Source organism: Ramlibacter rhizophilus (assembly GCF_004681965.1).
In the GTDB taxonomy this organism is placed as follows: domain Bacteria; phylum Pseudomonadota; class Gammaproteobacteria; order Burkholderiales; family Burkholderiaceae_C; genus Ramlibacter; species Ramlibacter rhizophilus.
Genome location: NZ_SMLL01000008.1, coordinates 72879 through 90694, shown reverse-complemented (window position 1 = coordinate 90694; position 17816 = coordinate 72879). Strand labels below are relative to the sequence as shown.

Below are 17816 nucleotides of genomic sequence, written 5' to 3'. Positions count from 1 at the left end.
CACCGCTCGACGCTGGCTAAGATCGTTTTCCGCTGTCCTGTGGGGTGGATCGAACATGCGCCTGAACCTGCCGCCGGGCTCGCTGCCCGTCCTGCTGCTCCTGGCCGCCCTGGCTTTCGCCGCCGGGCTCGCGGCCGCTCATGCCGGCCTGCTCGATTCGGCGCGCGCCCGTCTCGGGCAGGTGCTGGGCACGCGCGCTCCGCTGCCGCCTCCGGACGCCGCCGCGCGCGAGTACCGCAGCCAGCGGCTGGCCTTGTACCGCTCGCTCGAAGGGTCGGCCGACGTCGTGATGCTGGGCGACTCGCACACCGAGGGCGGCCCCTGGGCCGAGCTGCTGCCCGGCCGCCGGGTGCTCAACCGGGGCATCGGCTGGGACACCTCGCAGGACGTGCTGGACCGGCTGGACGAAGTGATCGCCCGCAAGCCGCAGGCGGTGTTCCTCCAGATCGGCATCGTGGACCTGCGCTTCGGCCACGCGCCCGAGGTCGTGGCCGAGCGCATCGAGGCGGTCGCCGCGCGCCTGCGGCAGGCGGGCATCCGGCCGGTGGTGCAGAGCGTGCTGCCGGTTGCGCCGCAGCTGCGGGAAGCCACCAACGAGCGGGTGCGGGTGCTCAACGAGCGCCTGCGCCGGCTTCCCGACTACCTGGACCTGCATCCCGCCCTGGTGCGCGCCGGCGCGCTCGATCCGGCCCTGAGCTACGACGGCGTGCACCTGTCGGGCCCGGCGTACCGGCTGTGGGCCCGCGAGGTGGAGGCTTTCCTGGCGCGCGGCGCCTGATCAGCCGGGCAGGCTGATCGACACCCGCGCGCCACCCAAAGGGCCCTGGCCCAGCACCAGCGTGCCCCCGTGCGCATCGACCAGGGTCTTGACCATGGCCAGCCCCACCCCGTGCCCCGGCACGCGCTCGTCGCCGCGCACGTGCAGCTGCAGGACGGCCTGGGTGTCGCTGAAGCCCGGGCCGTCGTCGTCCACCGCGAGGTGCAGGCCCGCGTCGTCGCGGCGCACCTGGACCGCCACCTGCGTGCGGGCCCACTTGGCCGCGTTGTCCATCAGGTTGCCCAGGAGTTCGAAGGCATCGCCTTCGTCCATGCGCCATTCGAGCGTGTCGGGGCAGTCGAGCGTGAAGGCCAGGGCGCGCTCGCCGTGCACCTTGGCCAGCGAGCCTTCGATGCGGCGCAGCACCGGCGCGAGCGCCAGCGGCGCGACCAGCGGCGCTGCCGCGCTCGCCGCACGGGCACGCGCCAGCTGGTGCTGCACGATGTCGTCCATGCGGTCCACCTGCTGGCCCACCACCTCGGGCAGCTGCGCCGGCTCGCCCAGTGCTGTGCGCAGGACGGCCAACGGCGTCTTGAGGCTGTGCGCCAGGAAGCTCAGCGCCTCCTGGAAGCGCGTCTGCCGCACCCGCTCCTGGCGGATCAGCGCATTGAGGTTGCGCGCCAGTGGCGCAAGCTCGCGCGGGTAGTCCTGCGCCAGCTCGCCCTGCGCACCGGACTCGATGCGGCGGATCTCCGCGGCCATACGGCGCAGCGGTGCCAGCGCGCCCTGCAGCAGCAGGCTTTGCGCCAGCAGCAGCAGCAGGGCCGCGCCGCCCAGCCAGGCCCAGAGCGTGCGCTCGAAGACGGCCAGTTCGCGTTCGAAGGCGGCGCGGTCCTCCAGCACGGAGAGCGCCAGGCGCGTGTCGGCGCCGGAGCCGTTCCAGCGCACTCCGTAGCTCGCGGACAGGAAGCGCCGGGGGCCGGTCGGCTGCGTGGCCGCCACGGTCTCGAAGCGCCACTCGCCCACGGGCTGCTGCGCGCGAAAGGGCGGCTCGATGCCCAGGGCGGAGGCCGACTCCCAGCGCCCGCCCGAGTTCAGGTTGTGGATGCTCGCGTAGAGCCCGGAGCCGGGCAGCGACAGGCGCGGCTCGGCCAGGGCGGGCGGCATGACGAGGCGCCCCTGGGCATCGACTTCGGCGGCGGCCAGCAGGAGGTAGAGGGTCGATTGCAGCCGGGCGTAGTGCGCGGCGCGCACGCTGTTCTCGTGGGCGCGCTGCACGGCGGCGCCGGCGCCCACCAGGAAGGCCAGCATCAGCACCGCTGCGCCGAGGAGCAGGCGCGCGCGGATCGACGCCGGTCCGCTCATGTGAGCGCGAAGCGGTAGCCCCGCCCGCGCAGCGTCTCGATGGGCGACAGCGTGCCGGCCGGGTCCAGCTTGCGGCGCAGGCGGCCGATCAGCACCTCCAGCACGTTGCTCTCGCGGTCCTCGTCGTGTGGATAGAGGTAGTCGGACAGCTCCTGCTTGCTCACTACGCGTTCACGGTGGCGCACGAGGTACTCCAGCAGCCGCCACTCGAAGGCGGTGAGGTCCAGGGGCTGGCCATCGAGCCGCGCCGCCTGGGCCGTGAAGTCCAGCGCGAGCGGGCCGAGGGTGAGTACGTCGGAGGTGGCCTTGAGCGCCCGCCGCAGCAGGGCGCGGATGCGCGCGAGCAGCTCGGGGTACTCGAAGGGCTTGATCACGTAGTCGTCGGCGCCGGCTTCGAGGCCCTGCACCTTCTCCTGCCAGCTGCCGCGCGCGGTGAGCACCAGGATGGGGGTGGTGCGGCCTTCGCCGCGCAGGGCCTGGATGACGGCCAGGCCGCTCATGCGGGGCAGGCCCAGGTCGATCACCAGCAGGTCGGCCGGGTACTCGCGGGCGCGGAACAGGCCCTCGGCACCGTCGGCGGCCTGGTCCACGCGGAAGCCGTCGGCCTCGAGCTGGCGCGCCAGGCTGGCGCGCAGCGTGGGGTCGTCCTCGATCAGCAGCAGGCGCATGGGGCTTCGGTCAGCGGGAGGGCCGGCCGCCCTCGGCGTCGATCAGGATCACCCGCACTTCCCCGCGCGGCGTGAGCACCTTCACGCGCCAGGCGCGCCGGCCCGACTGCTCGGCCGGCTCCACCTGCAGCACGCGGCCACCCGTGGCGCGCTGGGCGGCGGCAGCAGCCTCGTCGCGACTGAGCTGCGCCCAGGCCGGCGTGGCGGCCAGCATCAGCGCGGACAGCAGCAGGGCGGGCAGGGACAAGGTGGCTTTCATCGGCTTCGGCGTTCAGGCCGGTCATGCTAACCGGCTCAGCGCCACGCCGTCTGCGTGCTCTGCACCGGCTCCACCGACACGCGCACCGGCAAGTAGGCGCCCGGCTGCTCGCGCAGGACGGTGGTGTGCTGCTGGCCGCGGTAGTCGTAGTGCACGCGGTAGCCGCTCAGGCGGCGCTGCACGTCGTTGACCGTGTGGCATTGCTGCACCTGGCGCTGCTCGTACTGCGGCTGCTGCTGTCCCCACAGGGCGCCCTGACCGTAGCTGTTGCCCGCATAGGCGCCCGCGACGGCGCCGACCACGGTGGCGATGTCGCGGCCGCTGCCCTTGCCGACCTGCCGGCCGAGGGCCGCGCCGGCGACCCCGCCGATCAGGGCCGGGGCGTAGTCGCGCACGACGTTGCCGGTGCCCGCGGCGCGCGGCTCGGTCACCCACTGCGTGGTGCACTCCTGGCGGGGCACGGTGACGTTCTCGTACTGCGGCTCCACGCGCTGCACGCGGGCCTGGTCGACGAAGGTCTGGGCCTGCGCCACGGCGGCGCTGCCGGTGGCAAGGAGGGCGAGGACGGTGGCGTATCGGTTCATGGAGAGCTCCTGGTGGAAGGTGTGGAGGCAAGGATGCGACGGGTGAGGTGAACGCATGCTGAACGGGCCGCGCCGCATGCATCCCGGCACGCACGAGGGCCTTCGCCGCGGGCTATCCTGCCCCGATGCAACGCCGACACCTTCTCGCGCTGCTCGCCGGCGCGCCCCTCGCCGCGCAGGCCCAGGCCCCCGCGGCGCCCCTGTTGACCCGCACCGTTCCGTCCTCGGGCGAGGCCCTGCCGCGGGTCGGGCTGGGCAGCTGGATCACCTTCAACGTCGGCGACGATCCGGTGGGGCGCCGCCGCAGCGCCGCCGTCATGCGCGCCTTCTTCGAGGGGGGCGGGCGGCTGATCGATTCGTCGCCCATGTACGGCTCGTCGCAGGATGTGATCGGCGATGCGCTGCGCACGCTGCGGCCGCCCGCCTTGTTGTCGGCCGACAAGGTCTGGACCGGCGGCGACGGCGCCGAGCAGATCGAAGCGTCGCGGCGCCTGTGGGGCGTGCCGCGCTTCGACCTCCTGCAGGTGCACAACCTGCTGGCCTGGGAGCGGCAGCTGCCGCTGCTGCTGGAGATGAAGCGGGCAGGGCGGCTGCGCTACGTGGGCATCACCACCTCCGAGGGTCGGCGCCACCGCGAGTTCGAGCGGCTGATGCGCACGCAGCCGCTGGACTTCGTGCAACTGAGCTACAACCTGCTGGACCGCGAAGCCGAGGAGCGCCTGCTGCCGCTGGCGCAGGAGCGCGGGATCGCAGTGCTGGTGAACCGCCCCTTCCAGCAAGGCGCGCTGCCGCGCCGGCTCGAACGACTGCCCTTGCCCGGCTGGGCGGCGGATATCGGCTGCACCAACTGGACCCAGGCGGCGCTGAAGTTCGTCGTCTCGCACCCGGCGGTCACCTGCGCCATCCCCGCGACCACGCGCGTGGACCACGTGCGCGAGAACCTGGCCGCTGGGACCGGAGCCATGCCCGACGCGGCGCTGCGCCGGCGCATGGCGGCCGACGTGTCCCGCCTCTGAGGGGCGGGGTCGGCCCATGTCCGAGTGGTGGACCTACCGCCCGTCCGACTTCCTGATGTTCTCGGCGGGCAGCTACGCCCGGCTGCTCGAACGTTTCCAGCGGGACGTCTGGCCGCTGCAACTCGTGCTGCTCGGCCTGGGCCTGGTGCTGCTGCTGGCGCTGGTGCGCCGCCCGGCGCCGTCGGCGCGCGCTGGCGCCTGGGTGCTGGCCGGGGTGTGGGCCTGGGTCGGCTGGGGGTTCTACCTCGCGCGCTTCGCGCCGATCAACACCGCGGCGCCGGCCCTGGCCGCGGCCTGCTTCCTGCAGGCCGTGCTGATGGCGGCGCTGGCATTCGCGACCCCTCGCGCGGGCGTTCCGCGCCACCGTGCGGTGGGAGTGCTCCTGGCCGCAGCCGGCCTGCTCGCCTGGCCCTTGCTGGCGCCGTTGACCGGACGCAGCCTGGCGCAGGCCGAGGTCTTCGGGCTGTCGCCCGAGCCCACGGCCTTGTTCACCCTGGGCTGGCTGCTCGCGGCGCCGCTGCGCCACCGCGCCTGGGCGGCGGTGATCCCGCTGCTGGTGCTGGGAGTCGGCGGGCTCATGCTCTGGCTGCTGTACGGCCCGCCCTGAGGCGACTCGCGCGCACAGTCAGGCGCCTGATCGCGAGCATTCCTTCCCCCCGGGGGAAGCCGCCGCCTCACCTCACCAACGCTTTCTGCAAGGCCGCGTGCACCACCTCCGGATGCGCCGGCTTGACCAAATGGCCGGAGAAGCCTGCCATGGCCGAGCGGCGCAGGTCGGGGCTGGCGCCGTAGCCGCTCAGCGCCACCACCGGCACGCGCGGGCTGAGGGCCCGGCCGATGTCGATGCCGCTGCCGTCGGGCAGGCCCAGGTCGGTGAGCACGACATCGAAGTCCTGCTGCTGTGCGGTGCTCAGGGCCCGGGCGCAGGAGTCCACGTGCGTCACCTGCCAGCCGAAACTTTCCAGGCACAGGGCGATGGTCTCGGCGGCATCGAGGTTGTCCTCCACCAAGAGGACGCGCTGGCCGGCGCCGGCTCGTTCTGTCGCGGGAACGGGACTGCTCTGCGGTGCCTGCTCCGCACCCTGGACGGGCAGGCGCAGTGTGAAGGTCGCGCCGTGACCGGGACCGTCGCTGGCGGCCATGAGCTCGCCCCGGTGCTCGGTGACCAGGCCCCGTGCGATGGCCAGCCCCAAACCCAGGCCGCCCAGGCGCGCGGCCGTCGGCTGGTCGGCCTGCTCGAAGGCGCCGAAGATGCGGGGCAGGGCCTGGGGGTCGATGCCGATGCCGGTGTCCACGCACTCGAGGACGAAGTTGCGTGCGTCCCCCTGGGTGCGCAAGGTGATCTGCCCGCCTTCGGGCGTGAACTTGACGGCATTGCGCACCAGGTTCCAGACCACCTGCTGCATGCGCGCTTCGTCGGCATCGACCTGCGGCTCGGGCGCAGCCAGCTCCAGGGCCAGGCTGAGCCGCTTGTTGCGCACGTCGCCGTCCAGCATGTCGGCCACGGTCTGCACCACGCGGTGCATGTCCACGGTGTCGATCTTCAAGTGCAGCTTGCCGGCCGAGATGGCCGTGAGGTCGAGCAGGTCCTCGATCAGCCGGGACTCCAGCGCGATGTTGCGCTGGATCATGGGCAGCAGGTTGGCGTACTTGGCCGGCACGGTGGCGACCCGCTCCAGCAGGTGCGCCGCGGTGGCGACGGGCGCGAGCGGCGTGCGCAGCTCGTGCGACAGCACGGCCAGGAAGCGGTCCTTGGCGAGGTTGGCGCGCTCGGCCTCTTCCTTGGCCAGGCGCAGCGACTCGGCATCCCGGTAGTCCATGGTGGCGTCGCGCAGGATCTTGCAGAAGCCGTTGTGCAGGCCCCCGTCGGACTGCAGCGGCACCATGACGCCCTCGGCCCACAGGCGCAGGCCGTCGCTGCGCATCAGCCAGCGGTTGTCGTCGGCCTTGCCCTGTTGCAGCGCCTGCTGCATCTCGGCGGCCGGAACGCCGGCGGCCTGGTCCTCGGGGGTGAAGAGGCGCGCTATCGGCGTGCCCAGCATCTCCGCGGCCTTGCGGCCGAAGATTTCCTCGGCGGCGCGGTTCCAGGCCCGCACCAGGCCCTGCGCGTCCATCAGGATCACCGCGTAGCCGCGCAGCGAATCGACCACCCGCGCGTAGATGGCATTGGCCTCGCGCAGCTGCAGCTGGGCCTGGCCGCGCGCGGCGCGTTCCTCGGCTTCCCGCAGTGCGCGGTCCACCACCAGGGGAAGGCGCGACAGCCGGCCCTTGCTCACGTAGTCGGTGGCGCCGCGCTTGAGCATCTCGACCGCGTTGTCCTCGCCGATCACGCCCGAGACGAAGATGAAGGGCGTCTGCGGGCTCATCTCGCGCGCGAGCTGCAAGGCCTGCTCGCCGCTGAACCCGGGAATCTCGTAGTCGGACAGCACCACGTCCCAGCCGCCGCGCCGCAGCGCCTCGCGGAAATCCTCGTCCGTGGTCACGACGGCCAGGCGCGCCTGCGGATAGCTGGCGACCAGGCTTTCGCGCAGCAGCTCGGCGTCGAACTTGGAGTCTTCGAGCAGCAGCACGCGCAGGCCCGTGGCCGGCTCGGGCCGCAGGGGGCGGGAGGAATTCGCACTCATGAGGGGCGCTTGACCTTGGCCGAGCCTGGAGGGGGCTCGTTCAGAACGGCCCAGAAGATGCCCAGCTCGGCGATCGCTGCGACGAACTGCTTGAACTCGACCGGCTTGACGACATAGGCGTTGACGCCCAGCTCGTAGCTGCGCACCACATCGGCTTCTTCTTCCGACGAGGTCAGCATCACGACCGGCGTGCTGCGCAGGTGGGGCGTCTCGCGCACCTTCTGCAGCACCTCCAGGCCATTGACCTTGGGCATCTTCAGGTCCAGCACGATCACGGCCGGATTGCCCGCCGGGCGCTTGCTGAACTCGCCCTGGCGCAGCAGGTAATCCAGGGCCATGGCGCCGTCACGCGTGACGACGACATCGTTGGCCAACTGGCTGCGCTCGAGCGCGATCAAGGTCAGTTCCAGGTCGCGCAGGTCATCTTCGACCAGCAGGATGGGTTTGAGCATGGCTTGGGGGTCCTCAGGCGTGCGGCCCTGGCGTGTTCGCGGCGGGCTCGGTCGGCAGCACGAAACCGAAGCTCGCTCCCTGGTCCGGAACGCCTTCGGCCCACACGATGCCGCCATGGCGTTCGACGATGCGGCGCACGCTGGCCAGGCCGATGCCCGTGCCCTCGAAGTCTTCCGCCTTGTGCAGGCGCTGGAAGACGCCGAAGAGCTTGCCCACGTACTTCTGCTGGAAGCCGACGCCATTGTCGCTGACGACGAGGCCGGCGCCCTCGGGCCGGGCCTGTGCCTTCACGCTGATGCGTGGAACATCACGGGCCCGGGAATACTTCACGGCATTGCCCAGAAGGTTGCGGATGACAACCTGGATCAGGAACGGGTCGCCCCAGAGCGTGGGGAGCTCGTCGTCGATGTCCCATTCGATGCGCGCACCGCCTTCCTGGCGCGCCAGTTCGGCCGCTACTTCGCGCACGAGCAGTGGCAGGGGCACCTGCGAGCGCTTGAGCTCGGCGCGGCCCATGCGCGAGAAATCCAGCAGCGCGTCCACCAGCTGGCCCGCGTAGGCCGCGGCGTGCCGCACGTTGGCGAGGTAGCGGTGCGACCGGTCGCTCAGCTGTTTGCCGTCGACCTCCTGCACCAGGTCCACGTAGCCGGCGATGTGCCGCATGGGGGCGCGCAGGTCGTGCGAGACGGTATAGGAGAACGCCTCCAGCTCGCGGTTGACGCGCCCCAGCTCGGCCGCCACTTCCGCGAGTTCCTCGGCCCGGCGCAGGACGATGCCGATCAGCGCGTTGCGCAGCTCGGCAGCCGATGCGACCTGGGCCTGGGTCCAGGCCTGGCTGCGCCCGCGCACGCGTTCCTGCCAGGCGGCAAAGCTCTTGCGCGGGTGGATGCGGCCGTCCAGCGTGGTGCTGAGCTTGCGCGGCTCGCCAGCCCAGCGGATGTCCCGGATGTGTTCGGGCCTGAACCAGATCACGAAGTGCCGGTGCACCTGCGAGATGGAGATCGCCAGCACGCCCGCGCTCACGTCCAGCCACTCGGCGGCGGGCGGGAACACCTCGGCGATCCGATCGCAGGCGTAGGTGGTTTCGCCCCGGCTGGCGATCCACTGCGCCACTTGCGTGATCTGCTCGGGGCGGGGTGTGTCGCCCACGGTCCAGCACTGGTCGTTCAGCACCACCGCCGCGCCGGCGGCGTCGGCCAGGCGCAGCAGCGGCAGGGGCTCGCCCAGCAGCCGCTCCAGCGTGGCGTCGCCGTCGGCCAGGTGGGAGACGATCTCCAGCGTGAGCTTGCGCAGCTCCAGCCGGGTCTCCACTTCCAAGGCCTTTTCCTTGGCGTCGATCTGCAGGCCCAGGAGCTGGCCCAGGTGTTCGCAGGCGGTGCGCGTCTCGAAGTCCAACAGGCGCGGCTCGGCATGGTGGCAGGAGACCAGCCCCCACAGTCGCCCGGCGATCACGATGGACACCGACATGGACGCCAGCGTGCCCATGTTGCGCATGTACTCCAGGTGCACCGGCGAGACACTGCGCAGGCTGGCGAAGGACAGGTCCAGGCCGCGCGGCTCCCAGCGCGGGTCGGCGCTCACGAGGCCCACGGGCTCGTAGAGCGCATCGGGAATCAGCCGGATGTGATTGAGGCGGTACAGCTCGCGTGCCTGCGCCGGGATGTCCGAGGCCGGAAAGCAGTGGTCCAGGTAGGAGTCGTAGCCCGGTGCGAGCGCCTCGGCCAGCACCAGGCCGTGGCCTTCCTCGTCGAAGCGGTACACCAGCGTGCGGCCGAAGCCGGTGAGTCGCTCCATCTCGTTCGCCACCAGCGCCGCGAGTTCGCGTACCGAATGCGCCTGTTCCAGCTTGGGAAGGAAGCTGCGGGCCAGGGAGTAGATGGGGGCCTGCGTGCCGGCCTCGGGCATGGACTGTTCGAACTCGACGAGCGTCACGTCGCCACTGCGGTGGGCGGTGACGTCGAAGGACCGTCCGTCCAGTTCCATGCGCCCGAGCGGCGCCGGGGCTTCGCCCAGGGGCAGTCCTCCGGGCTTGAAAGCGATGCGCTCCGCCGCACGCGCTGCCGCGCCGGAATCGGGCCAGTTCTGGCTCCAGGCAAGCAGTTCGGCGTCTGCGGAGAGGACCAGCATGCGGCCATGCGGCTGGATGGCGCCGGGAACCCGGATCGGCTCTTGCGCGCACCGGTTCAGGTCGGAGAAAACGTCCAGGTCAGGCTTCGAGGACACGCGCAATCAGGGGGAAAGGTGGCCAAAGGCGGCGATCTGCGGGCAAGCACCCGCGTCGGGGTGGGATCGGCCAAGAGCGGGCCAGTGCTTGTTGTTCGATGACATGGCTCGAGCGTCGCCGAGGAAACGGCGCACTTTGCCAGAAATCGCCTTGCACGCTTGTAGGACGGAGGCGATGAGCGAGCCTTGATACACGTCAAGCCGGCAAGGGGCGGCTCGCGGCACCATGGACCCATTCCACAGCCTGCTTGAAAGCGAGGTTATCCATGTTCCAGCGAATCCTCCTGGCCACCGACGGCTCCGCCGCCTCGGAACACGCCGCGCAGACCGCCATCGCGATGGCCCGCGTGCACAAGGCGCGCCTGACGGCCATCTACGTGGTCGATCCCTATCCCTACATGGGCGTGGGCGAGGCCAACCCCATGGGCTTCGACGCCTACATGTCCGCCGCCCGCGAGCACGCCGCGCGCGCCCACACCCACGTCGACGAACTGTGCCGCCAGGGCGATCCGGTGGACCTGCAGCTTCGCATGATCGAGGACGTCACCGCGCTGGAAGGCATCCTCAATGCCGCGCGCGAGGAGTCGGCCGACCTCATCGTGGTCGGCTCCCATGGGCGTACCGGCATCGGCCGCGCCCTCCTGGGCAGCGTGGCGGGCAAGGTGGTCGCCAACTCCAAGGTGCCGGTGCTCGTGGTGCGCTGAAGGACGCCGTCATGAGCCTGGTCACGCCCCAGCGCCTGCAACGCTTCGACATCCAGGGGCCGCGCTACACCTCCTATCCCACCGCCGACCGCTTCGTCGAGGCCTTCGGTGCGGACGACTACGCGCAGGCGCTGCGGCAACGCTGCGAAGGCCAGGCTTCGGTGCTGCCGCTGTCGCTGTACGTGCACCTGCCGTTCTGCGACTCGGTCTGCTACTACTGCGCCTGCAACAAGATCATCACGCGCCACCACGAGCGTGCGGCGCAGTACCTCCACTACCTGGCGCGCGAGATCGACCTGCACGTCGCCCAGCTCGGCGCCGGCCAGTCCGTGAGCCAGCTGCACCTGGGCGGAGGCACGCCCACCTTCCTGAGCGACGACGAGCTCGGCCAGCTCATGGCCATGCTGCGGCGCAGCTTCAACCTGGTGGCCGGCGGCGAATACTCCATCGAGGTCGATCCGCGCACGGTGGACGCGCAGCGCCTGCAAGCGACCGCGCGTCTGGGTTTCAACCGCATCAGCTTCGGCGTGCAGGACTTCGATCCCGAGGTGCAGAAGGCGGTGCACCGGGTGCAGCCGGCCGAGCAGGTCTTTGCCCTGGTGGACGAGGCGCGGCGCATCGGCTTCGAGTCGATCAACGTGGACCTGATCTATGGCCTGCCGCGGCAGACGCGCGACTCGTTCGCGCGCACGCTGGCGCAGGTCGGCCAGCTGCGGCCGGACCGCATCGCGCTCTATGCCTACGCGCATCTGCCCGACCGCTTCAAGCCGCAGCGGCGCATCGTCTCCGCGGAGCTGCCCGATGCCGCGAGCAAGCTGGGCATGCTCGCCTCGGCGCTCGCCGCCTTCGAGGGGGAGGGCTATGTGTACGTGGGCATGGACCACTTCGCCTTGCCCGAGGACCCGCTCGCGGTCGCCAAGCGGCAGGGGAGGCTGCACCGCAACTTCCAGGGCTACAGCACCCAGCCCGACTGCGACCTGATCGGCCTGGGGGTTTCCTCCATCGGCCGCGTGGGCGCCACCTACAGCCAGAACGCCAAGACGCTGGAGGAGTGGTGCGACCTGATCGACCAGGGACACCTGCCGGTCACGCGCGGCCTGGCGCTCACGCGCGACGACCTCGCGCGCCGCGCGGTGATCATGGCGCTCATGTGCCAGGGCCAGGTGCTGTTCGAGTCCGTCGAACTCGCCTGGATGCTTGATTTCCGCAACTACTTCGCCGCCGAACTGGAGCGCCTCGCCGAGCTGCAGGCGCAGGGCCTGGTGGCGGTGGACGACAACGGCATCCAGGTCACGCCCGAGGGCTGGTACTTCGTGCGGGCCGTGGCCATGGTGTTCGACCGCTACCTGCAGTCGGACCGCCAGCGGGCGCAGTTCTCGCGGATCATCTGAAACCGCTCCGATGTCCACATCCCTCGCGCTCACGGCCTTGCTGATGGGGCTGGCCGGCGGGCCGCACTGCGCGGCCATGTGCGGTGCGGCCTGCGCGGGCGTCACGGGCGCGGGAGGGCGCCTGGCCTCGTCCCGGCTCTGGACCTTCCAGGCCGGGCGCCTGGCCGGCTATGCGCTGGCCGGAGGCGTCGCCGCAGGCACGGTGCAGGCCTTCGCCTGGGCCAGCACGCAGTCCGCGGCGCTGCGTCCGGCCTGGACCGTCTTCCACCTGGGCGTGCTCGCATGGGGCTTGACGCTGCTGGTACTGGCGCGACAGCCCGCCTGGGCGCAGCAGGCCGGCCTGGCGGCCTGGGGGCGCGTGCGGCCGCTGGTGCAGCGCACCGGCGGCGTGTTCGCCGCCGGTGCGTTGTGGACCTTCATGCCCTGTGGCCTGCTGTGGTCGGCGTTGCTGGTGGCCTCGCTCACGGGCAGTCCCGTGCAGGGCGCGCTCGCGATGGCGCTGTTCGCGCTGGGAAGCGCCCTCGGCCTCGTGGCCGGTCCGGTGCTGCTTGCACGCGTGCGGACCCTGGGCAACCGCGTCCGGCAGGACTGGGGAACACGCCTGGCCGGAGGGCTTCTCGCGGCGACGGCCGTGTTCGCGCTGTGGATGGACCTGGCCGAGAAGATCGCGCTGTGGTGCGCCTGAGTGCCGCCGGCGGCGCGGCCCCGCCGCGCCTCGTGTTCAGGCCCGCTGGATCAACTCGATCTTGTAGCCGTCCGGGTCCGTCACGAAGGCGATCACCGTGCTGCCGCCCTGCACGGGTCCCGGCTCGCGCGTGATGCGGCCGCCGGCTGCGCGGATCTTCTCGCAGGCGGCGTAAGCGTCCGGCACGCCCAGCGCGATGTGGCCGTAGGCGGTGCCCATCTCGTAGTGGTCCACGCCGTGGTTGTAGGTGAGTTCGATCTCGGCATGCTCGGGATTGCTGCCGTAGCCCACGAAGGCCAGCGAATATTTCTGCTCGGGCCGCTCGGTGGTGCGCAGCAGCGTCATTCCGAGCACGCGGGTGTAGAAGTCGATGGAGCGCTGCAGGTCGCCGACGCGCAGCATGGTGTGGAGGAGTCGCATCGCCGCATTATTGCGGCGCGGCTCCCAAGCCGAGGGGCCAGGCGCCTTCAGAGCAGGATGCCGGCGCTTTCGCCCAGGTAGCGCTCCAGCAGCTCCAGCTCCTGCGGCTCGGGGACACCACGGCCGGTGATGGCGCCGTACACATAGCCGCCGAAACCCTCGTTGGGGAAGAAGCTGCGAAAGCCCCAGCCGATCAGCATCTGGGAGAAGGTGCCGCGGCCGAGCGTGCCTTCCCCTTCGGCGACGATGCGGCCGTTCACCCGCAGGGACTGCGCCCCGGGGCGCGAGCAGATGGTGATGACGGCCGGCTGGTGCGGCGCCAGGGTGTCGGGAGCCGTGAGCACGATGCGCTGGCCGTCTGCGTCGGTCCAGCGGGCCTGCGGGCGGTTGTTCGACAGCGCGAGCTCGGCCGCGTGGTCCTCCTCCGCCTTGGACGCCTGGAAGGCCACGCCGCCGTGCCCGCTGCCGGGCACGCTCAGCGCCATGACCACGAAGTGCGGGTCCGACACGTTGTAGGGCATGCGGTTGCGCGCGAGCGGCTGCCCCTCGTCCATGGCGGGCGGGCGCTTGCACCAGAAACCCCAAGTGTTGCTCGCACGATGGTCCGAGCACCAATGGCCGTTGACGCGCCGCATCACCGGCGCCAGCGCCGCCCCGCGGGCGCCCCCTTCGGCCACCCCGACCCAGTTGAGCATTTCCATCTCGCGCCGCGGCCCCGCGCCGGAGTTGGGCACCGAGCGCAGCACCTCGCCTTCGCGCGCCGGCAGCTCCCGCGTGATGCCGGTGCAGCCGTCGGCCATGTTCCAGCGGCAGGCCCGCAGCCGCGCCAGTACCGTCGCGGCCGCGTTCTCCAGCCCGGGCGAGAACGCGGACGGAGCCGTGAGGGAGGAGGAACTGCCGAATCGGGGCATGAACACGGGCGCGGATGAGGACAAGGAGGCCGATCCTAGTAGGACAGGGCTGACACGGCGTGGTCTCCGGCCCACAAAAGGTAAGTAGGTTCTTGTGACTTGCGACACAGCGGAAGGCTCAGCCACTGCCGTGCGCGGGCTGCGCGGCCCGCGGCTGCCCGGCGCCGCGTCACCTCTTCCGTTGGAAGTTACGTTTCGATGCGGAAGAGCTAATCCACCTGCACCTTGGCACCCTTGACCACCCGTTCCCACTTGGGGATCTCGGCGTCGATGAAGGCGCGCGCCTGGGCCGGCGTGGTGCCGGCCACGATGAAGCCCTGGCCGCCGAAGAAGTCCTTCATGTCCGGACTCTCCAGGGCCTTGACCACCGCCGCGTTCAGGCGCGACACGACGTCCGGTGGCGTGCCGGCCGGCGCGAAGATGCCCTGCCAGGAGGTGGCCTGGAACTTGTCCAGGCCCGGCAGGCCGCTTTCGGCGAGCGTGGGGACCTCCGGCAGCATGGGGTGGCGCTCGGAGGAGGTGACCGCCAGCGGCCGCAGCTTGCCGGCCTTGATGTGCGGCAGCAGGACCAGGAAGTCACCGAACATGGACTGCAGCGAACCGCCCAGCAGGTCGTTCACGGCCGGGCCGCTGCCCTTGTAGGGCACGTGCACCAGCTTGCTGCCGGTAGCCAGGCCGAACATCTCGGCGGTCAGGTGCATGGAGGTGCCGTTGCCGGGCGTGCCGTAGTCCACCCCGCCGCGCTTGGCCGCGTCGATGTAGTCCTTGACATTGCGGATGGGGCTGCTGGCGTTCACGGCCAGCACCAGCGGCGAGGCCACGGCCATGCTGACCGGGACGAAGTCCTTGCCGGGGTCGTAGGGCAGCTTGGGATAGAGGCTGCCGGCGATGGCATTGCTGCCGGTCACGCCCACCAGCAGCGTCGAGCCGTCGGGGGCGGACTTGGCGACCATGTCGGCGCCCACGGTGCCGCCGGCACCCGGCTTGTTCTCCACCACGACCGGCCGGTTCAGCGAGGCCGAGAGCTTCTCGCCCAGGCGCCGGGCCAGCAGGTCGGTGCTGCCGCCGGGCGGGAAGGGCACCACGAGGCGCAGCGGCTTGTTGTCCTGCGCCAGCGCGGGCTGCGAACCGAGCAAGGCGGCAGCGGCGGCAAGGACGAGGCGACGGCGGCGGATCGGAAAGGGCATGGGTTCTCCTGCAAAAAACAGCGGGACGGATCGAGACGCACCAGTCTCAAGCAAGTCGCGCGCCGCGCGGCCGGGGCTTTCCCCAACCGCCACCACCCGCGGTCTCGATGACCAGGCGGTCCCCCGCCGCCCAGCGCGCGCGCGCCTTGGCCGGCAGTTCCTCGACGGAGCCGTCGGCCCGCTCGAGGCAGGCACGGCCGCAGGCGCCCGGCTCACCGCCCGCGGCGCCCTGGGCCGGCGTGCGGTGGCGCTCGCCCCGGTAGGAGACCAGGCCCTCGCCGTCCAGCAGGCGGTAGATGCGCACCACGCCGTCGCCGCCCCGGTGCAGGCCCTCGCCGCCGGAGCCGCGCCGCAGCCGGACGGATTCGACGCGGATCGGCGCCTGCGCGATGCGGGCCATGGGTCAGAACCGGTCGGGCCGGAAGGGCGCCAGGTCCACCTGCGGCGGCCGGCCGGCCACCAGGTGGGCGATCTCGCGCCCGGTCGTCGCGCCGCCGCACATGCCCACGTGCCCGTGGCCGAAGGCCAGCCAGGCGTTTTCCATGCGCGGCGCGCGGCCGATCACCGGCAGGCTGTCGGGCAGGCAGGGCCGGTGTCCCATCCAGCGGCTGGTGCGCGAGGCGTCCAGCTGGGGGAACATCTCGCGGCCCTTGGCCAGCAGCACGTCGGCGCGGCGCCAGTCGGGCGGCGGCTGCAGGCCCGCGAACTCCACGCTGCCGGCCAGGCGCAGCCCCATGGCCATGGGATTGACCATGAGGTTGTATTCGGGGGCCATGACCGTGTGGCGCAGGCCCAGGTTGTTGCTGTGGACGGTCACGTGGTAGCCGCGCTGCGTCTCCAGCGGCACCTTCAGGTCCAGGGCGGCGGCGAGCGGCCGGGACCAGGCGCCGGTGGCCACGACCACGCCGTCGCAGGGCAGGACCTGCCCGTCGGCCAGGCGCACCGCGCGCACCTTTCCGCCGGCCGCCTCGAAGGATTCGGCCGCGCCGCTGACCATGGCGGCGCCATCAGCCATGCACTGGCGGTGCAAGGCCTTGACCAGCGCCTCGGGGTCCACCGTGGAGCCGTTCTCGGGCGCCAGGATGCCGAAGCGGAAGCGCCCCCGCAGGTCGGGTTCGAGCTGCGCGAGCTGCTCGGCGCCCACATCGCGCAGGTCCACGCCCAGGTTGCGCCGCAGCTCCATGCCCCACCGCCAGCGCGCGGCGGCGGCGTCCGAGCTGTACACATAAAGGCAGCCGGTGCGCCGCACCAGCGCCTGCGCACCGGCGTGCTGCAGCAGCGGCTCGTAGCTCTCGAAGATGGGGGCGAGCAGGCCGCGCAGCGCCGCGCTGATGCGCTCGACCTCCGGCTTTCGCGAGGCGCGCACGAAGCGCAGCAGCCAGGGCGTCACCTGGGCCAGGTAGCCGGGTCGGATGCGCAGCGGCCCGTCGGGATCGCGCAGCCAGCCCGGCACCTGCTTCCACATGCCGGGCATGCCCACGGGCAGGCAGGCGCTGGGCGAGAGCGAGCCGGCGTTGCCGAAGGAACAGGCTTCGCCAGGGGGGACGGGCGAGACGAAGGTGACTTGGTGGCCATCGCGCTGCAGCCAGGCGCCCGCGCAGGTGCCGACGATGCCGGTGCCGAGGACGAGGACGTGCATCAGGCCGCCACCGTGTAGTTCAGCGTCATGCGGCCGCCGTCGACCACGACGATCTCCCCGGTGACGTAGCTGGCGGCGTCGCTGGCGAGCCAGGCCACCGCGTCGGCCACCTCGGCCGGCGTGCCCAGGCGCTTCATGGGCGTGCGGCTCATGATGCGCGCACGGGCCTCCTCGCTGGTGAGGACGGCCTTGGCCGCCAGCTCGGTGGCGATGGTGCCGGGGGCCACCGCGTTCACCCGCACGCCCTGGTCGGCCAGTGCCAGCGCCATCACCCGCGTGAGCTGGTTGATGCCGCCCTTGCTCACGTTGTAGCTGGCGATGGTGGGGATGGCCAGGGTGCCGTTGACCGAGCTCATGTTCACGATGCTGCCCCGGCCGGCGCGCACCATCTCGCGCGCCACCGCCTGGCCCATGAGGAAGGCGCCCTTGAGGTTCACGCGCAGCACCGCGTCGAAGTCCTCCTCGGTCACCTCCAGGAAGTCGGCCGCCTTGAAGATGCCCGCGTTGTTGACCAGCACGTCGATGCGCCCGTAGGCGGCGATGGCCTCGGACACGCAGGCATCGACCTGCGCCTTGTCGCCCACGTCGCAGCGCACGAAGCGGGCGCCGAGCTCCCCGGCGAGCACGGGGCCTCGTGCCTCGTCGATGTCGGCCAGCACGAGCTGCGCGCCCTCGGCGGCGAAGCGCCGCGCGCACGCCTCGCCAATGCCCTGGGCCGCGCCTGTGACCAGGCACACGCGGCCCGCATGGCCGAAGTTGACGGGGGAGGGGGAGGCGGGAGATGTCATGGCGTGATGGTAGTCAGCCCGCGGGGTCGCCGCCAATGCGAAGGCCGCGACCCATTGACCGCTTTGTGAATGCCACGTCCAGTCTCCGCAAGAGCCTGCGGCCAGGTACGAACGAAAAAAAGCCGCTGCGGCGAACCGCAGC

At 71.6% G+C, this 17816-nt stretch carries 19 protein-coding genes; 6 read left to right on the top strand and 13 right to left on the bottom strand.

All coding sequences use genetic code 11. The annotated features are described in order from the left end of the window. Positions 1 to 55 precede the first annotated feature (55 nt). Positions 56 to 778: a GDSL-type esterase/lipase family protein gene (locus EZ242_RS19110; RefSeq protein ID WP_135286806.1), complete on the top strand. Its 723-nt coding sequence runs from the start codon at positions 56 to 58 to the stop codon at positions 776 to 778. On the opposite strand, the gene EZ242_RS19105 is transcribed toward EZ242_RS19110, so the two are convergent. From EZ242_RS19105 to EZ242_RS19090, 4 genes are read right to left on the bottom strand one after another with little or no spacing between them, the layout of a single operon-like run. Beyond that, complete coding sequence (locus EZ242_RS19105) at positions 779 to 2122, bottom strand: ATP-binding protein (RefSeq protein WP_135286805.1); 1344 nt, start codon at positions 2120 to 2122, stop codon at positions 779 to 781. It lies immediately after the preceding gene. After that, a complete protein-coding gene (locus EZ242_RS19100) occupies positions 2119 to 2790 on the bottom strand; it encodes a response regulator transcription factor (protein WP_135286804.1) in 672 nt (223 codons plus the stop codon). The genes EZ242_RS19105 and EZ242_RS19100 overlap by 4 nt, the downstream gene beginning before the upstream one ends. 10 nt (positions 2791 to 2800) lie before the next feature. Then, on the bottom strand, positions 2801 to 3037 hold the full coding sequence (locus tag EZ242_RS19095; protein ID WP_240787166.1) for a PepSY domain-containing protein: 237 nt from the start codon (positions 3035 to 3037) through the stop codon (positions 2801 to 2803). A gap of 47 nt (positions 3038 to 3084) precedes the next feature. After that, a complete protein-coding gene (locus tag EZ242_RS19090; RefSeq protein ID WP_135286802.1) occupies positions 3085 to 3633 on the bottom strand; it encodes a glycine zipper 2TM domain-containing protein in 549 nt (182 codons plus the stop codon). A gap of 125 nt (positions 3634 to 3758) precedes the next feature. Here EZ242_RS19090 and EZ242_RS19085 point away from each other — a divergent pair, with 125 nt between their 5' ends. Then, the gene (locus EZ242_RS19085; RefSeq protein ID WP_135286801.1) at positions 3759 to 4649 is read left to right on the top strand and encodes an aldo/keto reductase; all 891 of its coding nucleotides are present in this window, start codon (positions 3759 to 3761) and stop codon (positions 4647 to 4649) included. A 16-nt stretch (positions 4650 to 4665) separates the two neighbouring features. Next, the gene (locus EZ242_RS19080; protein ID WP_135286800.1) at positions 4666 to 5256 is read left to right on the top strand and encodes a DUF6064 family protein; all 591 of its coding nucleotides are present in this window, start codon (positions 4666 to 4668) and stop codon (positions 5254 to 5256) included. Positions 5257 to 5323: 67 nt separating this feature from the next. On the opposite strand, the gene EZ242_RS19075 is transcribed toward EZ242_RS19080, so the two are convergent. From EZ242_RS19075 to EZ242_RS19065, 3 genes are read right to left on the bottom strand one after another with little or no spacing between them, the layout of a single operon-like run. Then, the gene (locus EZ242_RS19075; protein WP_135286799.1) at positions 5324 to 7273 is read right to left on the bottom strand and encodes a hybrid sensor histidine kinase/response regulator; all 1950 of its coding nucleotides are present in this window, start codon (positions 7271 to 7273) and stop codon (positions 5324 to 5326) included. Further along, positions 7270 to 7725, bottom strand: coding sequence for a response regulator (locus EZ242_RS19070; protein ID WP_135286798.1), 456 nt, complete (start codon positions 7723 to 7725; stop codon positions 7270 to 7272). The genes EZ242_RS19075 and EZ242_RS19070 overlap by 4 nt, the downstream gene beginning before the upstream one ends. A gap of 13 nt (positions 7726 to 7738) precedes the next feature. After that, positions 7739 to 9949 (bottom strand): ATP-binding protein, encoded by a 2211-nt coding sequence (locus EZ242_RS19065; protein ID WP_240787165.1) that lies wholly within the window; start codon positions 9947 to 9949, stop codon positions 7739 to 7741. 266 nt (positions 9950 to 10215) lie between these two features. Between EZ242_RS19065 and EZ242_RS19060 the strand changes: the two genes are divergently transcribed. The 3 genes from EZ242_RS19060 to EZ242_RS19050 are packed head-to-tail and all read left to right on the top strand — an operon-like array spanning position 10216 to position 12729. Continuing rightward, a complete protein-coding gene (locus EZ242_RS19060) occupies positions 10216 to 10653 on the top strand; it encodes a universal stress protein (protein ID WP_135286797.1) in 438 nt (145 codons plus the stop codon). 11 nt (positions 10654 to 10664) lie between these two features. Then, a complete protein-coding gene (gene hemN, locus EZ242_RS19055; protein WP_135286796.1) occupies positions 10665 to 12044 on the top strand; it encodes an oxygen-independent coproporphyrinogen III oxidase in 1380 nt (459 codons plus the stop codon). A gap of 10 nt (positions 12045 to 12054) precedes the next feature. Continuing rightward, on the top strand, positions 12055 to 12729 hold the full coding sequence (locus EZ242_RS19050) for a sulfite exporter TauE/SafE family protein (protein ID WP_135286795.1): 675 nt from the start codon (positions 12055 to 12057) through the stop codon (positions 12727 to 12729). Positions 12730 to 12765: 36 nt separating this feature from the next. Here EZ242_RS19050 and gloA read toward each other — a convergent pair whose 3' ends face one another. The 6 genes from gloA to EZ242_RS19020 all read right to left on the bottom strand — a co-directional run bounded on the left by gloA (position 12766) and on the right by EZ242_RS19020 (position 17674). Further along, positions 12766 to 13149, bottom strand: coding sequence for a lactoylglutathione lyase (gene gloA / locus EZ242_RS19045; RefSeq protein ID WP_135286794.1), 384 nt, complete (start codon positions 13147 to 13149; stop codon positions 12766 to 12768). A 47-nt stretch (positions 13150 to 13196) separates the two neighbouring features. After that, a complete protein-coding gene (locus EZ242_RS19040; RefSeq protein ID WP_135286793.1) occupies positions 13197 to 14084 on the bottom strand; it encodes a hypothetical protein in 888 nt (295 codons plus the stop codon). Between the two features lie 185 nt (positions 14085 to 14269). Further along, complete coding sequence (locus tag EZ242_RS19035; RefSeq protein WP_135286792.1) at positions 14270 to 15247, bottom strand: tripartite tricarboxylate transporter substrate binding protein; 978 nt, start codon at positions 15245 to 15247, stop codon at positions 14270 to 14272. Positions 15248 to 15293: 46 nt separating this feature from the next. Further along, a complete protein-coding gene (locus tag EZ242_RS19030) occupies positions 15294 to 15647 on the bottom strand; it encodes a hydantoinase B/oxoprolinase family protein (RefSeq protein WP_135286791.1) in 354 nt (117 codons plus the stop codon). A 3-nt stretch (positions 15648 to 15650) separates the two neighbouring features. Continuing rightward, positions 15651 to 16886 (bottom strand): NAD(P)/FAD-dependent oxidoreductase, encoded by a 1236-nt coding sequence (locus tag EZ242_RS19025; protein WP_135286790.1) that lies wholly within the window; start codon positions 16884 to 16886, stop codon positions 15651 to 15653. Then, positions 16886 to 17674 (bottom strand): SDR family NAD(P)-dependent oxidoreductase, encoded by a 789-nt coding sequence (locus EZ242_RS19020; RefSeq protein WP_135286789.1) that lies wholly within the window; start codon positions 17672 to 17674, stop codon positions 16886 to 16888. Before EZ242_RS19020 ends, EZ242_RS19025 begins: the two co-directional genes overlap by 1 nt. Positions 17675 to 17816: the final 142 nt, after the last annotated feature.

Bases quoted from the DNA above. Each gene is read 5' to 3' on its own strand.
- EZ242_RS19025 (WP_135286790.1), bottom strand. From the start codon at position 16,886: ATGCACGTCCTCGTCCTCGGCACCGGCATCGTCGGCACCTGCGCGGGC.
- EZ242_RS19070 (WP_135286798.1), bottom strand. From the start codon at position 7,725: ATGCTCAAACCCATCCTGCTGGTCGAAGATGACCTGCGCGACCTGGAA.
- EZ242_RS19035 (WP_135286792.1), bottom strand. From the start codon at position 15,247: ATGCCCTTTCCGATCCGCCGCCGTCGCCTCGTCCTTGCCGCCGCTGCC.
- EZ242_RS19085 (WP_135286801.1), top strand. From the start codon at position 3,759: ATGCAACGCCGACACCTTCTCGCGCTGCTCGCCGGCGCGCCCCTCGCC.
- gloA (WP_135286794.1), bottom strand. From the start codon at position 13,149: ATGCGACTCCTCCACACCATGCTGCGCGTCGGCGACCTGCAGCGCTCC.
- EZ242_RS19090 (WP_135286802.1), bottom strand. From the start codon at position 3,633: ATGAACCGATACGCCACCGTCCTCGCCCTCCTTGCCACCGGCAGCGCC.
- EZ242_RS19105 (WP_135286805.1), bottom strand. From the start codon at position 2,122: ATGAGCGGACCGGCGTCGATCCGCGCGCGCCTGCTCCTCGGCGCAGCG.
- EZ242_RS19030 (WP_135286791.1), bottom strand. From the start codon at position 15,647: ATGGCCCGCATCGCGCAGGCGCCGATCCGCGTCGAATCCGTCCGGCTG.
- EZ242_RS19050 (WP_135286795.1), top strand. From the start codon at position 12,055: ATGTCCACATCCCTCGCGCTCACGGCCTTGCTGATGGGGCTGGCCGGC.
- EZ242_RS19110 (WP_135286806.1), top strand. From the start codon at position 56: ATGCGCCTGAACCTGCCGCCGGGCTCGCTGCCCGTCCTGCTGCTCCTG.
- EZ242_RS19020 (WP_135286789.1), bottom strand. From the start codon at position 17,674: ATGACATCTCCCGCCTCCCCCTCCCCCGTCAACTTCGGCCATGCGGGC.
- EZ242_RS19060 (WP_135286797.1), top strand. From the start codon at position 10,216: ATGTTCCAGCGAATCCTCCTGGCCACCGACGGCTCCGCCGCCTCGGAA.
- hemN (WP_135286796.1), top strand. From the start codon at position 10,665: ATGAGCCTGGTCACGCCCCAGCGCCTGCAACGCTTCGACATCCAGGGG.
- EZ242_RS19100 (WP_135286804.1), bottom strand. From the start codon at position 2,790: ATGCGCCTGCTGCTGATCGAGGACGACCCCACGCTGCGCGCCAGCCTG.
- EZ242_RS19080 (WP_135286800.1), top strand. From the start codon at position 4,666: ATGTCCGAGTGGTGGACCTACCGCCCGTCCGACTTCCTGATGTTCTCG.
- EZ242_RS19075 (WP_135286799.1), bottom strand. From the start codon at position 7,273: ATGAGTGCGAATTCCTCCCGCCCCCTGCGGCCCGAGCCGGCCACGGGC.